Here is a 14659-nt window from a genome sequence, read left to right as displayed (position 1 = left end):
AAGCGAAACAAGTGAGCAGCCTGCCCCGGATCAGTCGCGTAGGCGGCCGTAGTGGTAGTAGAGCCATTGGCCCAGGCGGCGGAAGCGGGGGAGTGGGAACGGCTTGAGTTGTGACTGGTAGTAAGGTAGCTCGGGCAGGGGCTGTTCCATGGCGGCTTCCGCCAGTCGCTGGCCGGCTAGTGCGGTAAAGCTGACACCGGCACCGCAGTAGCCCATGCTGGCGTAGATATTGTCTTTTACTTTGCCTACGCGTGGGTAATCGTCCAGTGACACACTGACCCAACCGCTCCAGAAGTGTTCCCACTTATTTACGTTACGCAGTTGCGGAAAGGTCTGGTGCAAGGCCTGTAGCAGTCGTTTAGCGTAGACTGGGTTGGCTGCGCTTTTCCCTTGAATAGCACCTCGACCACCGAACAGCAGACGATTATCGGGTAGCAAGCGGAAGTAATACTTCAGAATGCGAGTATCCATTACAGCGTATTGCGGAGACAGCTTAATGCTCTCAATCTGTTCTTTGCTCAGCGGAGGCGTGGTAATAATGCTTGAGAGTACGGGTAGCGAGCGACTGGCAAGCTCTGGCAGTAACTGCCCTGAGGTATATCCGTTTGAACAAACCAACAGCTTACGAGCGCGTACAGCGCCTTTCGCAGTTTGCAGGTATACGCCTTTGCTGCCAAGCGACACGGCCTGAGTTACCGGACAATGCTCAACTAACTGTGCACCCGCTGCGGCTGCCCGTCGAGCCGTCGCTGCCGCCAGTAACATCGGGTTCAGAGCAAAGCAGTCGGTGAAGCGCAAGGCAGCATGGGCCTGTGGGCTGTCGATAATGTCAGTCAGCTGCTCTTGAGTCAGCCATTCCACCGGCTGATCAAACTGCTTTAACTGCTCATATTGCTGTTTTAAGGGCGCAACGGCACTGGCGCGGTGGGCTATTTTCAGGTAACCGCCATTTTGACGCTGGCATTGTTGAGGGCACGCCTGCACGTTGTCTTCAACCAGCTGCAATGCTTTCTGATGTTCGGCGGCAATACCTTGCGCTATGTCAGTGCCCAGACGCTCAGCCCAGGCTGACAAGCCCAGTCGGCCGGTACTTTTCATCACAAAACCGGCATTACGGGAGGAACACCCCCATGCCAATTGGTTAGCTTCAAACACAGCAACAGAATGCCCGTTTTCGGCCAGAACCCGAGCCGCATTTAAGCCCGTGTAACCCGCACCAACAACAGCAAACTCCACTTGCTCCGGCGCATCCACACACTCCGGAAAATCAGCCTGCGTGTGCTGCTGCCAATAACTCGGCTCAGGAGCATCATGAGGCCCCGGAGGAGCATCAACCAAAGGATCATACATAAACCACCACCTATTAAAGCAGAGAAGAACAGGTCATTCACTTGCTTCGCTTGAGCATTGAAGGCCTATGTGGCGGAGATTAGGTAGCCTGACGTTTTACGTCAGGTGAGGTGTTCGACTATCTCACCTGATGCAATAGCATCAGGCTACCACTTGGGCAGCACCATCCATGGCGCTGCACACCTCCACAATAGCCCTATGTAACCGTCGGCGCGCTCACTATCTCCCGCTTCAGATAAAAAGCCAACTTAAACCGCTATGAAAGATGCTAAAAGGGGCAGGTTGTTCACTTGTAAGCGTTACGAGTGTTGAAGGCCCCTATGGCGGAGTGTCGAAGGCCATGGATGGCCTTCGTCAAGCCCTCATGGATGAGCTCGCCGCGTCTCCGCCATAGGGGCCTTCAATGCTCAAGCGAAACAAGTGAATAACCTGTCCCCCAGGGTTAGTCGAACTTCAGCAGCATTTCGCCGGCGTCGCAGTAGCAGGTGCCGTCGCATACTGGGCAGTAGTAGCCGTCTTCTACTGAGGCTTTGTACCAGCGTTTTTCGTGTTGTTTAATCATTTCGCCGCCGCAGCGGGTGAAGTATTCATAGGCGCTGTTTTTGGGGCTCTGCATCCAAATGTGTGCTAAACCACCCTGGCAGCCAAGCTCTTTGGCTGAAGCTATGCTGCGATACAACAGTTCTTTGCCTATGCCTAATCCACGTGCTTTTTCGGATACGGCGGCGCATTTAAAGTAGCACAGCTTATCGGCTGGAATGGGCCAGGCGTCGGGGGTGCAAAAGTCATCAATGGGCCATTGTCCGGGCGCCAGGGTAATTCGTATACCTAAGGGGATCTCGCCGCGCAAAGCTATCCAGTTTAACTGCACGTTACCCGCGGTTCCGCCAGCCAGATATTGCTGAAAACTGTCTTCGTTCAGGTAGTTGTCACCATGAACTTCGTTGGCCAGATCAATAACGGCCGCCATATCGGCAGCCGTTATTTGACGATAAATGATATCGCTCATTAGTAGCGGTACTCGTCAGTCTTGAACGGGCCTTCTGCATTAACGTGAATGTAGTTGGCCTGGTCCGCGGTCAGCTTGGTGATAACACCACCAAAACCCTGCACCATGTAACGTGCTACTTCCTCGTCCAGTTGTTTCGGCAGAACTTCTACGCGCAGGTATTCTTCCTGTTGCTTAGCGTCCATGTCTGAAAACTTCTGTTCAAACAAGTGAATTTGCGCCAGTACCTGGTTAGCAAAAGAGCCATCCATAATACGACTTGGGTGACCGGTTGCGTTACCTAAGTTCACCAGGCGGCCTTCGGCCAGCAGAATCAGGTAGTCGTTATCATCGTCGGAGCGATAAATTTTGTGTACCTGCGGCTTAATTTCTTCCCAGCGCCAGTTTTTGCGCATAAAGGCCGTATCAATTTCATTATCAAAGTGGCCAATGTTGCAAACCAGAGCGGTCGGCTTAAGTGCGGCCAGCATGTGGCGGTCACAAACGTCCATATTACCGGTCGTGGTCACAATCAGGTCGGTATTGCCCAGCAAGTCTTTGTTAATGTTCTCGCCGTTACCTTTATTGTCACCGCCAAGGTATGGAGAAACCACTTCAAAGCCGTCCATGCAGGCCTGCATAGCACAAATTGGGTCAATTTCGCTGATCTTAACAATCATGCCTTCCTGACGCAGGCTTGCGGCAGAACCTTTACCCACATCGCCGTAACCAACAACCAGAGCTTTCTTACCTGACAATAAGTGGTCAGTTGAGCGCTTAATGGCGTCGTTCAGCGAGTGGCGGCAACCGTACTTGTTGTCATTTTTTGACTTAGTCACGGCGTCGTTCACGTTAATAGCAGGAACTTTCAACGTGCCTTTTTCCAGCATATCCAGCAAGCGATGAACACCGGTGGTGGTTTCTTCGGTAATGCCGTGTACTTTGTCCAGCATCTGCGGGAATTCGTCGTGGATCATCAGGGTTAAATCGCCACCGTCATCCAGAATCATGTTGGCATCCCACAGCTCGCCGTCTTTATGGCAAGTTTGCTTTAAGCACCACTCATATTCTTCTTCGGTTTCACCTTTCCAGGCAAATACTGGAACACCGGCCGCGGCCATCGCTGCAGCAGCGTGGTCCTGAGTAGAGAAAATGTTGCACGACGACCAACGCACTTCGGCGCCCAGTTCAAGCAGGGTTTCAATTAACACAGCGGTTTGAATGGTCATGTGAATACAACCAATGATGCGAGCACCGGCCAGTGGCTTGCTGTCAGCGTATTTGCGGCGGATAGTCATCAGCGCCGGCATTTCGGATTCAGCGATCGCAATTTCCTTACGACCCCATTCAGCTAAGCTAATATCTGCAACTTTGTAGTCTTGCGAATTTTCTGCACTCATAGCGACTCTCTTTTTCAGTGATTTCTTTCAGTGAATTTTAATCAATTCAGACGGTTTCGGTTTTCATAACACGCTCAATCAACTGCTGTTGGCGCTTTTTGTCCAGCCGAGCGCCAAACTCTGTGACCAGCTCAGCTGCTGCATGGCTGGCTAAACGTCCGGCGTCTTCCAACGACATATTGCGTGTTAAACCATACAACATAGCACCGGCAAACATATCTCCGGCACCGTTGGTATCAATAGCTTTTACCGGAACACCCGGAATATGCACCTGACGTTCATGGTTTGCAATTAAGGCGCCATCTTTACCCAGAGTAATAGCAACCGTATCGGCCTGCTCTAGTAATACGGATAAAGCCGCCTGAGGATCGTCTTTACCGGTTAATAATTCGGCTTCTTCGCGATTACAGAACATTAAATCGACGCCGCCCTCAAGAATTTCATCAATGCCGTCACGGAAAAACTTCACCATAGCCGGGTCTGAACAGGTCATGACCAGTTTGGTATTGTTGTCGCGAGCCACTTTCTTGGCATGCTGAATGGCACCGCGGGCAATTTCTGAGGTAATTAAATAACCTTCAATATAAAGGTAGTTTGCTGCTGCAATTGCATCGTCATCAATTTCAACCGTCGACAAATCAGCTGTAATACCTAAGTGAGTACGCATAGTGCGTTCAGCATCCGGGGTAACCATGACCAGGCAACGACCGGTGATACCCGGGTTTTGCTGCTTTTTAAGGCTGGTTTCAATACCCACTTGTTCTAAGTCCTGACGGTAAAACATACCCGCTTCATCGTCTGCAACTTTACAACAATAGTAGGCTTTTCCGCCAAACTGAGCAAAAGCAACCAGCGAGTTGGCTGCTGAGCCACCGCCACATTGCTTCTTTAATTCACCCAGCTCGCTGAGTTCGGCAATCAGAATGTTTTGAGCGTCTTCGTCAATCAGCTCCATCATGCCTTTCTTTAAATTGTGTTTTTGGAGGAAGTCATCAGTGACCTCAAACTCCTGATCCACCAGCGCATTGCCAATGCCGATTACATCAATGGTTTTCATAGTAGTAAATGGTTGCCTTATTAGGGCGCGTAGTATACCCGATGAGTCGGTCAGGGTCGATAAATGAACAGGGCAAAAAGCACAATAACCAGACAACTAACGAAAAAGATTTGCCACTGCCTTTGCCAGCGTGGGGCCCGAGCCAATAACAACTCAGCGGGACGGCCGTCAAAACGTTGTCGTGCAACACGTATTCCCTGAACTTGTATAGGTCCGCCTAAGGTCACTCTGTGGCAATAACTGAAGCTTTGTAACCAACTGAGCAATACAGTCGGAAACAGCGCATTGCGTGTCAGTGACTGTAATTTTGGTTTGTTGCGCTGAAACAGAGCCATAAAGCGAGCCATCAGCGACAGTAAAAAAGAAGGGAAGAAGTGCGTTAAGGTGTAAAGCCAGTGTGTGGTCAGGCCAAAATGTCGATAACGCGTTTGTGCCACGGGCCATACCTGCGTCAGTTCTGCAACCGTGCGGACGCCAAGAGCAGCCAGCGGGCCGCCAATAAACCAAAAGAGTAAGGGCGTGAAACGGTGTTCCAGAATACTGGACGCACGCAGTTCCAGGCTAGTTTTTGCAATGCCGTGTTCACTGAGTAAATCGCAATCGCGCCAGGTAATGCGACTTAGCCAGGCGCGGGCGGCGTTTTTCCGGCCTCGCTGCAAGTGGCTGTCGGCCAGTTTAACCGCATGAGCGACGGGCTGCTGGCGTAAACTCACCAATAGAATCAGCCAGCCAATGGCCAACGACACCTCGGCTCCGGCGAAAACAATCGCAGCGGGTAATAACACCAGTAACGACATCGTGAGCCAGGCTAAAAAGCCGGCCAGCCGTTGTTGACTGACAGTGCGTTCGGGTTTGTTGACCTTGCCGCTCATGTAGGAGGCCATTAGCCGCAAAACGGCAAAGGGGTGCCACTGCTCCGGCCATGGAAACCAGCGCTCTGCCAGCAAAGCCAGCAGAGCCAGAGCAACGGGGGATAACAGCAGTTCGGTTAATAACTCGGTGTTCATGGCACTATACTGCCACGGTGCGCATCACTCGGCAATTACGCCGCAATCGGCTGGTTGTTCTTATCTTTATTGGTTGGTACGGCTGCGCGAACGTGTTCAGCCTGACGAATTTTGCCGTGAATGTAGTCGTGCAGTTCGGCAAGACGGTAACCAGGCTTAGCTTTAAAGCGCAGGAACGGTAGTCCGGCGGCAGCTAATGTGTTCTTCAGAAACAAGTTACGTTTTTGCTGATTCAGTGACGACTGACCGGGTTCCAGCTCAATAGCGGCTTTAATCTGCATGGTGTGAATGTCACACAGAACGTAATCCAGAATACGCTGGCTGGCTTTGTTGTGTGCGTCTTTGCGAGCTGTTGAGGATAACCCCGTGCGTACGGTTACAATATCGCTTAAGCGGACTTTAGTGAAAATTCTGAAATCATCGCCGACAGATTTTTCTAACAATGTCAGAAACTGATCTTCCTGGGCTGTGCACAAGGCCACATCTTTCAGTTTATAAGGGTAGGGAACATAGTTCTCGGACATGCGGCTGGCAATAATAGCGACCGCAATTAATACAACAACAAACAACAACAGGATAATTTCCATTTTCACACCTCATCAGAAAATTGACGCTCTGTGAGGTGTGAAGCAAAAGCTGTGCCAGTAATGGCAGCTAATGGAAATTTAATTAGGCAGAATAACCGCCCGGTACGCCTTTTGTGGTGACACTAACGGCGTCGTGGGCATGCAGTGATTCATAGTGGTTAACGCGCAACCAGAAATCACGGAAGTGAGGCATTTGATTCAACTGGTGTTGTAAACGACGCGATGCGTCTTCACAGAACATCAGGTTCTGACCATTCAAACGCGCAAACTCTTGCTCATCTTCCCGCTTAACAGCAGCTTGTACCGGCGTCTTAAGCGCGTCTTCAACGGCGTCAATCAGTTCCACAATAGGAAAATCGTTAACGCTTTCGCTTAAGGCCACTTTAACTTCAGCAACTGAGCGTTGGCTGTGCGGTGTCGCGACAATACCTTCAGTCGAGCCCAGCCATTCGTGCAGAATGTTTGAATCCACTTTTTCCTGACCAGCAAACTTCTCGCTGAAAGCATCCTGAATTAACTGGCGGGCCAGTGCTGCTGAGCAAGGGCAAGTTGATGAGTAAGGCACATCAACGGACAACTCCAGTTTAAGCTGACCAGCATCATAACGACCGGTTAAGCTGACTGGATACGCTTTCCAGCCCTGTTTTTTGCTGACCAGCGATTTGCGACGCAGGTGATAATCAAAATCAAATTTGATAAAGGCTTGGTCACTGATGTCTTTATGGCTTTCAATAAAGTTATTCAGTAATTCCTTCATCGAACCATGACTGAGCTCGCCTTCGGTCGACATTTTGTCCAGCAATAAGTACAAGCGAGACATGTGGATACCCTTGGTTTTCGGGTTTTTAAGGTTGACGAAAGCTTCCACTTTAGCAGCGACAGGGCGTTCAGACGCGCCGGCTGCGGCCACCATCAATGGAACTTCAATATTGCTCATGCCAACCCAATCGAGGGCTCCCTCTGTTTGGGCCTGAGTTTGGTTGGCTACGTCGGGCATAACTGTTGGCATTCGTTGTGAACTCCAAGTCTCGTGAATAATATTGTCCGGCCGAATTGATTTTGATCAAGTAGGCTCAGTCTAAAGGTCGGTATTATATCGCAGAATTTAACCAGGTGACACCGATTGCCCCAATCGATTCTCTCTGCACAGTGGTTGACTAAAAACAGTAATACGCCGAGGATAGGGTTTTGGATTGATGGAGTACAAAAAGATGGCAGAAAAATCGGCGATAGATACCGAGTTGTTGCAGCAATACCTTGATACGCTCGGCGTCGAAGGCATCAAATCAACTCTGACCACGTTTGACGGTATTATTCAAAGCTACGCGAAGTTGCTGCACCAGGCTGCGAAAGACCGCAATGAAGACGAGTTAAGAAAACAAGCGCACAAAGTGAAAGGGGCTTGCAGCTCAATTGGCTTAACGGCATTAGCTAAGATGATGGAAAAGATTGAGAAAGAAGACTGGGAATGGCCAGTAGCAGAGCGGGTATTAATTGAATGGGCCGATGCGGTCATTCCGCACCGGCAGCAAATAGAGGCTTGGTTAGCAAAGCATCACTGAGCTTGTTGATCAACCTCACCAATAAAGCGATAACCTTCACCATGGATGGTGGTAATCAGGTTTGGTGTTTCAGGGTGTGATTCGAAATGCCGGCGAATACGACGAATGGCAACATCAACCGTGCGGTCATTCGGGCGCAACTCACGGTCCAGCATACGCTTAACCAGCGTTTCCCGGTCCAGAATGCGGCCAGGGTTTGATAAGAACAATTCCAACGCGCGGTATTCACTTTTCGGCAGACGGAACATTTGGTTTTCCGGCGAATACAGGCAGCGGCTGTCACTGTTTAAACGCCAGCCGTGAAACTGGAATTCAACACTGTTATTTTCAACCGGGTTGCTTGAGCGTGATGCTTCAATACGGCGGCACAAGTTGCGTACGCGAATGGTCAGCTCTTTCGGGTTATAGGGTTTGATGAGATAGTCATCGGCACCTAACTCAAGTGCCAGCAGGCGATCATCTTCGCTGTCACGGCCGGTTAAGAAGATTAAACCAATGTTGTCGCTTTCACGCAGTGATTCAGCTAGCTCCAGACCGTTTTTACCCGGTAAGTTGACGTCCATAATCACGACATCAACCCGTTCCTGGCGCATAATATTTTCCATTTGCAGGCCATCAGCAGCATCAAAAACTTCGTAGCCTTCTTGTTGGAATAGACGGGTCAGAGTCTGGCGAGTAACAACTTCGTCTTCAACAATCAGTATTCTGGCATTCATAAGCGTTGATTTTCCCGGAAAGTTCGTCGCTGTGCGTACGGTGTTAAACTTATATTTATAAAAGTTATGACGTTACATTATGACTTTTGTTTGAGATTTTTCAAGCATTGCTGACTAAAGTGACGGGAAAACGAACAATAAACTCCACGCCGTTCTTTTCCTCACTAAAGAAGTGAATATTTCCGCCCAGCACTTGGGTCACTAAGTTATACACCAAATGAAGGCCCAGTCCGCTTCCTCCCGAGCCGCGCTTAGTGGTCACAAAGGGATCAAATATTTTACGACTGATGTCACTTGGCACCCCTTTACCATTATCGCTGTAAATCATTTCCAGCTCATTGTCGTTTAGCATATTAAAGTGAATCTTAACGACCCCGTGATCATAACCGTCAAAGGCATGAATCATGGAGTTGACTATCAGGTTAATCAGTACCTGATTGAGCGGTCCTGCCTTAGCTCGTACAGTGAGATCATCCGGACAAGAAATTTGAATTGGGAATTTATCCGGGTCAAGGCGCCGTGGCTTAACGGAAATCAACACATCGTTCATAAAAGATGGAATATGAACATCACGATCAATTTCTGAGGACTGGTCAACCGCGACTTGCTTAAAGCTGGTGACTAAGTCTGCAGCGCGACCTAAGTTGCGATAGATAATTTGCAGGTTTTCGTCACAGTCACTTAAAAAGCGTTCAAATTCAGACGTTGAAATACGCTTTTCATCAAACTTCTCCTGCATAATGGTGAGCTTATCCTGGAGCAGGGTAGAGGCGGTAACGGACAAACCTATCGGCGTGTTCACTTCATGTGCAATACCCGCCACCATATCACCCAGCGAGGCCATTTTTTCTGACTCGACGAGTTGTCCCTGATATTGGTGCAATTGTTCCAGTGTTTTCAGCAGTTCACTGTTTGACTCTTTTAGCGCTTGAGTGCGCTGGGTTACCTGACGCTCCAGCTCGGTGTTCAGTTGGCTGGCTTCTTCTTCCGCACGTCGTTGTCGGCTAATATGCTGCTGCACACGGTCCAGCATGGTATTAAAGGCGTGCGCCATCATATCAAACTCGACCAGTTGCGACGGCGCCAGTCGCAGCGAGTAATTTTTGTCCCGGGCGACTTGTGAAATTACATCCACAACAGAGTCCAGCGGAGTAACAATGGTCTTACGTAAACGCAGAGTGACCAGCCAGCAAAGTAAAAGGGTCAGTACGAAAACCACGCCGGCGACACCAATAGAGCGCCACATGAACAGACGGGCTTGCTCTAACGAAGCTCGCAAGTAGACATAACCAATCACTTCATCGTCCAGCACCACCGGCTGCGATACTTCAATGTAGTCATCGTGGATCTGCGGAGTGGTAAGCCTGTCCAGCTTTGAGAATCGCGCGGGAATAGGGGCCAGACCCTGTTTGTTATAGCTGGAAAAAAACGTCAGCTCGTTGCTGGTTTCGTCCATTTTGTAAACGTGAACATGCTGAATGAACGAGGTATTCTGTAACGAGTTAAGCCGTTGTTTTTCTGTCGCATTGTCATTAAAAACCAAGCTGCTGGCGGCGTTGCCGGCAACAATCCGGGTATAAGACAAGGCCTGCTCATGCAGAGAATTCTGGTACTGGGCCACCTGGCTGACAATGTTGATGGTAAAGCCCACAAGAAGCGCGAAGCTGGTGACCAACAACACGATATAAATGAGTATGCGCTTCAGTGAAATAGTATGCATTCAGTCTACGGCTCAATCTCTGAAAAAAGTAACCTGTTTATTAATGTTAGCAAAGCGTTAACAAAAAAGGCATTGGTTAAACAAAAAAATCGGTTATTTATCGACAAGTTGCATGGTAAACACGATAACGACCATCATCGGCAACCGTATCGCAATGGCCAAAAACCGATTCAATTACTTCGGGCCAGGGCAAAAATCGATTTGCCACGATTCTCAAAACACCTTGCTTATTAAGGTGTTGCTGTGCATCTTTGATAAATTGACGGGCAATTTCATAATCGGTTCTTTGGCCGGTATGAAAAGGCGGATTACTGACAATAAAATCAAAGCGCCCGGCATTTTCCGGTATTCCATCGGCTAAACGCAAATCGGCTGTTATGGATTCAGCCGACAAGGTCATCTGGCTTGCAGCGATGGCAATAGGACTGACATCGCAGGCCATAAGTTCAGTTGTTAAAGGTTTAATTTCTTTTGCGATAACCCCGGCGCCACAGGCAAAGTCCAGTCCTCTTCCCCGGGGAAGGCTATTTACGTGTTGTAACAGCAGTAAGGTTGCCGGGTCGATATGTTCGCGACTGAAGACACCCGGCAGGGTAACAAAAGTATTTTGCTGTTGTTCCAACTCGTAGGTAATGGTTTTTGCGTAGCTTTGCAGCGGTGCCGGTGTGTGAAGCTGAGCATTGCGGGCACTGGAAAATAGCAGACAATGATTCGCTGATGCCAGTTTCTGTGCTGGCTGAAACCACTCTGGAAGCCTTTTCATCAGCGGCTGAATGCCAGAGCGTTTATCACCGGCAAACCAGATTGGAGTTTCAGCAGGTAATAGCGCTAACTGCTCCAGCAGGTATTGGTTAAGCTCTTTTTCTTTCGCTACCAGCATCAAAACGCCGTCGTACTGGCTTAAATCCGGTGCCTGCACCTGGCAATAAACCTCTCTTCCTGCCGCTTGCCAACTTGCTGCGTGGCCCGCATGAAAACTCCAGGCAGAAGCATTAGTTAAGGCCGACAGTTCATCGCCGCCAGGGTGAATAACTAATAGTGAACCAGTAGCCCAGGGTTGGGCGGATTGGCGCCCAAGCATAGATAGAATTGCAGATGACATAGTGATTTTTTACCGCTTAAAGCAAGCTGTCTACTCGCAGTTGTTTGTCCTGAAGTAGGAACATTGTACCATTGCGGTGTTCCTTAATGCGCAGACTTTTTTCTTTAAAAAGATACAAAATGCCCGGGAACACTTCTTTGCTTACCATGGTGCGCAGTACCGGGTGATTTTCAAAAGCCTCCAGTACCGAGTCAATGCTGATGCGGGTGGTGGTAATACGTGCTTTCAGCTTACGCAGTTCTCCCTTGAGTTTCTTTTGATACTCAAGTTTTTTAGGGCCATCTTCCAGTGTTGCGCACTTATCTAGCCCTTGCTGTACCGTTTTGACACGGGCCAGGGTTTTGGCTAACAAGCCCCGCATATTTTTTAAATGCTCAAGTGACTGTGGGTCAACCGGCGGCAGAGACCAGTATATGCGTGTTTTGGTTCCGGCTGGCGCGCCTAACTGACCACAATAAATGTGATCACAGGTTTCGATGGTACCGCCAATGAGTTTGCCGCGTGCATTGCGACCCTCGCCACCAATGGCCAGCGGGCCCTGGGTTATGACATGACAATGAGTGAGCTGTTTGTCGGTATGTACACCATTTTTCGCATCTAAATACGAATACTGGGCGTAGGCGCACCAGACAGAGCCACCAGCCACCAGTTTGGTCGAAACGTCCGGTATCCAGTCGTCGGCATCTTCGTCGTACTCAGCGGTTTCTCCAGAGTTGAGTAAGCGGCCAATGCAGCCTTTACGCACGGTGATGTTTCCGTCAGCGTACAGTTCTGCAGAGTCGACATACCCGCCAACGGTAATGTCGCCCGAGCAAGTCACTTTCATGCCTTCACTGATATTACCGCTGACAATGACACTGCCTTTAAACTTAACGTGGCCGGTTGATACATCCACATTGTTTAATTGCATGACATCGTCCACTTGCACACCGTTGTCGTTAAAGCTGGGCATACCCGTGCGGTCAGCAACAATCATATTGGCGTCTGTTTCACTAATGCGAGTGCCTTCTCCGGGTTTAAAGTCGCGGTCTTCACCGTCCTGAGCTTCCAGTTCCTGGCCAAACACAGTAAAGCCCGGACGGCCTTTGCTGGGTGGGATCTTCTGCAATAGTGGCTGGTTTGAATCAACCGTGACTTCGGCACCTAAATCGCGCATGTCGGCGGTACCGTCTTCGCGCAACTGAGGTCGTAAGACGCGTTTGCGCGCGTCGTCGGCTAAAGGCTTAAACTTCGCGTTGCTGCCATTAATCGGATGTTTGCCCTTCGCGACGGTAACAGACAGTTCCGCCCCGGGCGGCGCCTCACTGGTGTGTTCCACCAAGGCATCAATGGCTTTGCGTTGAATGCCGGAGGTTATCTTTTTTTCCTTCAGCTTGGCAATAATCGCTTCTTGCGTGAGGGCTTTACCGCCATAACCAACAATAGCGCTGGCTGTGACTTTCATGTCGTCGTCACTCACGAGTAAGTTCAGGTCGGCATCAAAAATTTCGGCAATAATGACCTGGAAGGGGATACTGCTGTTGGAGTCTTTGCTGTGGTGTTGAGCGTACTTAGTAGCCGTTTGCGTCAGCATTTGCGGGTCTAGCAATTTCGCAGCCGAAAGCTCAGAAGCCTGCCATGCTTTCTGTAATTGCTCTGCTTTGACCTCTGACGGAGCCGTGCCGGCATCAATGCTGATGTAAACGTCTCTTTCAGAAACCCGGAAATTGACCGGACTAGACATAAGGCGCCTGTTTTCTAACGGTTGTTATAATTTTTATCGGGTCATTTTAACGAATATTAAGATCTTTTTGTATTAATTTTAATCGTTGACAACAATTTCTTTACAGTAGCTTTCTATTTTGCCATTGACGGTTTCCAAATGCGTATTAACTTGTCTAATGGCTTCGGTACGTTGCTGCTGGTCTTTTTGTTGCCAGTCTTTGAATAGTTGTGCAGCCAGTTGGCTTAAGTCAGCAGCCCCAATTGTCGCACTCAAACTTTTTAATGTATGCAATTGCAAACGTGCATTTTCAACATCATTCAATAGTAATTCGTCGCTGAGCAAAGGACGGAACTGATCGAGATAACAAATCAGTACTTCCCTATACAGGCTTTGTTGCCCATCGCAATGGCGCAAGCCCTGATTAAAATCAATCTTCGCTAACTTACTGCTCATAAGCCTTGTTTTCGTACACCTCAGTAAAAGAATCGACACTCTCGGTCGCATCCGACATGGTATCTTTGTCAAATTGCGCAACATTGAATAAAGCTTCGCCTTCATTGGCGACCGGAATGTTGCTGCAGCCTATGATAATGCCTCGCACCGGCGATTCAACCTCATCGCCTTCGCCACCATGTGGACTCACGCTTAACGCTAATACTTGTTGCTTTTGAATGGTTTGACCTAACTCAACTTTTGGAATGATAAGGCCATCACGTTCTGCCCGAACCCAGGTAGAACGGCGCGCTATAACCGGAGTAACACGGCGCCCGCGGCGGCGGCCTTTCATAATTTTCAGGTGTTTCATAACGTTTTGAACGCCAATGACACCAGCACTTATCGAGGCCTCATCAAAGCGCAGCGCTTCACCCGCTTCATAGAGAATCAGCGGAATATTCAGTTCGTTGGCAAGTGCCCGCAGTGAACCATCGCGTTCTTTGGAGTGCAGAATAACGGGGGTACTAAAGGCTTTTGCCATTGCCAGTGCCTGCTCGTTTTCAACATCAACGCGAATCTGCGGCAGATTGCTGCGGTTAATGGCACCGGTATGCAAATCTACAATGTGAGTAGATTTTTTTACCAGCTCTTCGCTGAACAAATACGCCATGCGGCTTCCCATCGCGCCGCGCTCAGAGCCCGGGAAGCAGCGGTTTAAATCGCGTCGGTCGGGCAGGTAGCGGGACTGCTGAATAAAACCAAATAAGTTCACAATCGGAACCACCACCAGAGTGCCGCTGAGTTCGCGCGCATCGATGGTGTTAATTAAACGCCGGCAAACCTCAATACCGTTTAGCTCGTCCCCGTGAATGGCGGCGCTGACCAGCAACACCGGACCGGGCTTGGTGCCATGAAACACATCAATACGCAAATCCAGCGGCGCGTCGTTATATAAACGCAACGCTGGCAGCGTAATGTGCTGATGCGATCCGGGTTCTACATATTGTCCGCCAATCTCGAAACGCTTCAT

Annotated in this window: 14 protein-coding genes; 1 reads left to right on the top strand and 13 read right to left on the bottom strand. The window is 49.5% G+C overall.

Annotated features, from left to right (window positions below):
- Positions 1-30: 30 nt before the first annotated feature.
- The 7 genes from CWI78_RS04845 to folE2 form a co-directional block, all read right to left on the bottom strand.
- The gene (locus tag CWI78_RS04845) at positions 31-1350 is read right to left on the bottom strand and encodes an NAD(P)/FAD-dependent oxidoreductase (protein ID WP_126780796.1); all 1320 of its coding nucleotides are present in this window, start codon (positions 1348-1350) and stop codon (positions 31-33) included.
- Positions 1351-1792: 442 nt separating this feature from the next.
- Positions 1793-2359 (bottom strand): GNAT family N-acetyltransferase, encoded by a 567-nt coding sequence (locus CWI78_RS04840; RefSeq protein ID WP_126780794.1) that lies wholly within the window; start codon positions 2357-2359, stop codon positions 1793-1795.
- Complete coding sequence (gene ahcY, locus CWI78_RS04835; protein ID WP_126780793.1) at positions 2359-3738, bottom strand: adenosylhomocysteinase; 1380 nt, start codon at positions 3736-3738, stop codon at positions 2359-2361. Before ahcY ends, CWI78_RS04840 begins: the two co-directional genes overlap by 1 nt.
- A gap of 46 nt (positions 3739-3784) precedes the next feature.
- Positions 3785-4795, bottom strand: coding sequence for an adenosine kinase (locus tag CWI78_RS04830; protein WP_126780791.1), 1011 nt, complete (start codon positions 4793-4795; stop codon positions 3785-3787).
- Between the two features lie 50 nt (positions 4796-4845).
- Positions 4846-5802, bottom strand: a complete 957-nt coding sequence (locus CWI78_RS04825; protein WP_126780789.1) for a cobalamin biosynthesis protein CobD/CbiB — start codon at positions 5800-5802, stop codon at positions 4846-4848.
- 35 nt (positions 5803-5837) lie between these two features.
- Entirely contained in the window at positions 5838-6389 is a 552-nt protein-coding gene (locus CWI78_RS04820; RefSeq protein WP_126780787.1) for a DUF2726 domain-containing protein, read from the bottom strand.
- A gap of 82 nt (positions 6390-6471) precedes the next feature.
- On the bottom strand, positions 6472-7398 hold the full coding sequence (folE2, locus tag CWI78_RS04815) for a GTP cyclohydrolase FolE2 (RefSeq protein WP_126780785.1): 927 nt from the start codon (positions 7396-7398) through the stop codon (positions 6472-6474).
- Between the two features lie 202 nt (positions 7399-7600).
- Between folE2 and CWI78_RS04810 the strand changes: the two genes are divergently transcribed.
- A complete protein-coding gene (locus CWI78_RS04810; protein WP_126780783.1) occupies positions 7601-7951 on the top strand; it encodes an Hpt domain-containing protein in 351 nt (116 codons plus the stop codon).
- On the opposite strand, the gene arcA is transcribed toward CWI78_RS04810, so the two are convergent.
- The 6 genes from arcA to CWI78_RS04780 all read right to left on the bottom strand — a co-directional run bounded on the left by arcA (position 7945) and on the right by CWI78_RS04780 (position 14659).
- Positions 7945-8667 (bottom strand): two-component system response regulator ArcA, encoded by a 723-nt coding sequence (gene arcA, locus CWI78_RS04805; protein WP_054491171.1) that lies wholly within the window; start codon positions 8665-8667, stop codon positions 7945-7947. The two genes, CWI78_RS04810 and arcA, sit on opposite strands and share 7 nt — an antisense overlap.
- A gap of 100 nt (positions 8668-8767) precedes the next feature.
- Entirely contained in the window at positions 8768-10387 is a 1620-nt protein-coding gene (locus tag CWI78_RS04800; RefSeq protein ID WP_126780781.1) for an ATP-binding protein, read from the bottom strand.
- 97 nt (positions 10388-10484) lie between these two features.
- Positions 10485-11489, bottom strand: coding sequence for a class I SAM-dependent methyltransferase (locus CWI78_RS04795; protein WP_126780779.1), 1005 nt, complete (start codon positions 11487-11489; stop codon positions 10485-10487).
- Between the two features lie 16 nt (positions 11490-11505).
- Complete coding sequence (locus tag CWI78_RS04790) at positions 11506-13212, bottom strand: DUF342 domain-containing protein (protein ID WP_126780777.1); 1707 nt, start codon at positions 13210-13212, stop codon at positions 11506-11508.
- Between the two features lie 78 nt (positions 13213-13290).
- Positions 13291-13647, bottom strand: coding sequence for an Hpt domain-containing protein (locus CWI78_RS04785; protein WP_126780775.1), 357 nt, complete (start codon positions 13645-13647; stop codon positions 13291-13293).
- Entirely contained in the window at positions 13637-14659 is a 1023-nt protein-coding gene (locus CWI78_RS04780) for a succinylglutamate desuccinylase/aspartoacylase family protein (protein WP_126780773.1), read from the bottom strand. Before CWI78_RS04780 ends, CWI78_RS04785 begins: the two co-directional genes overlap by 11 nt.

It is taken from the genome of Idiomarina ramblicola, from assembly GCF_003987255.1.
Taxonomy (GTDB): domain Bacteria; phylum Pseudomonadota; class Gammaproteobacteria; order Enterobacterales; family Alteromonadaceae; genus Idiomarina; species Idiomarina ramblicola.
Note: the sequence above shows the minus strand (reverse complement) of the source record. Positions and strands in the feature narration are given on the sequence as shown.

Bases quoted from the DNA above. Each gene is read 5' to 3' on its own strand.
- CWI78_RS04845 (WP_126780796.1), bottom strand. From the start codon at position 1,350: ATGTATGATCCTTTGGTTGATGCTCCTCCGGGGCCTCATGATGCTCCT.
- CWI78_RS04840 (WP_126780794.1), bottom strand. From the start codon at position 2,359: ATGAGCGATATCATTTATCGTCAAATAACGGCTGCCGATATGGCGGCC.
- ahcY (WP_126780793.1), bottom strand. From the start codon at position 3,738: ATGAGTGCAGAAAATTCGCAAGACTACAAAGTTGCAGATATTAGCTTA.
- CWI78_RS04830 (WP_126780791.1), bottom strand. From the start codon at position 4,795: ATGAAAACCATTGATGTAATCGGCATTGGCAATGCGCTGGTGGATCAG.
- CWI78_RS04825 (WP_126780789.1), bottom strand. From the start codon at position 5,802: ATGAACACCGAGTTATTAACCGAACTGCTGTTATCCCCCGTTGCTCTG.
- CWI78_RS04820 (WP_126780787.1), bottom strand. From the start codon at position 6,389: ATGGAAATTATCCTGTTGTTGTTTGTTGTTGTATTAATTGCGGTCGCT.
- folE2 (WP_126780785.1), bottom strand. From the start codon at position 7,398: ATGCCAACAGTTATGCCCGACGTAGCCAACCAAACTCAGGCCCAAACA.
- CWI78_RS04810 (WP_126780783.1), top strand. From the start codon at position 7,601: ATGGCAGAAAAATCGGCGATAGATACCGAGTTGTTGCAGCAATACCTT.
- arcA (WP_054491171.1), bottom strand. From the start codon at position 8,667: ATGAATGCCAGAATACTGATTGTTGAAGACGAAGTTGTTACTCGCCAG.
- CWI78_RS04800 (WP_126780781.1), bottom strand. From the start codon at position 10,387: ATGCATACTATTTCACTGAAGCGCATACTCATTTATATCGTGTTGTTG.
- CWI78_RS04795 (WP_126780779.1), bottom strand. From the start codon at position 11,489: ATGTCATCTGCAATTCTATCTATGCTTGGGCGCCAATCCGCCCAACCC.
- CWI78_RS04790 (WP_126780777.1), bottom strand. From the start codon at position 13,212: ATGTCTAGTCCGGTCAATTTCCGGGTTTCTGAAAGAGACGTTTACATC.
- CWI78_RS04785 (WP_126780775.1), bottom strand. From the start codon at position 13,647: ATGAGCAGTAAGTTAGCGAAGATTGATTTTAATCAGGGCTTGCGCCAT.
- CWI78_RS04780 (WP_126780773.1), bottom strand. From the start codon at position 14,659: ATGAAGCGTTTCGAGATTGGCGGACAATATGTAGAACCCGGATCGCAT.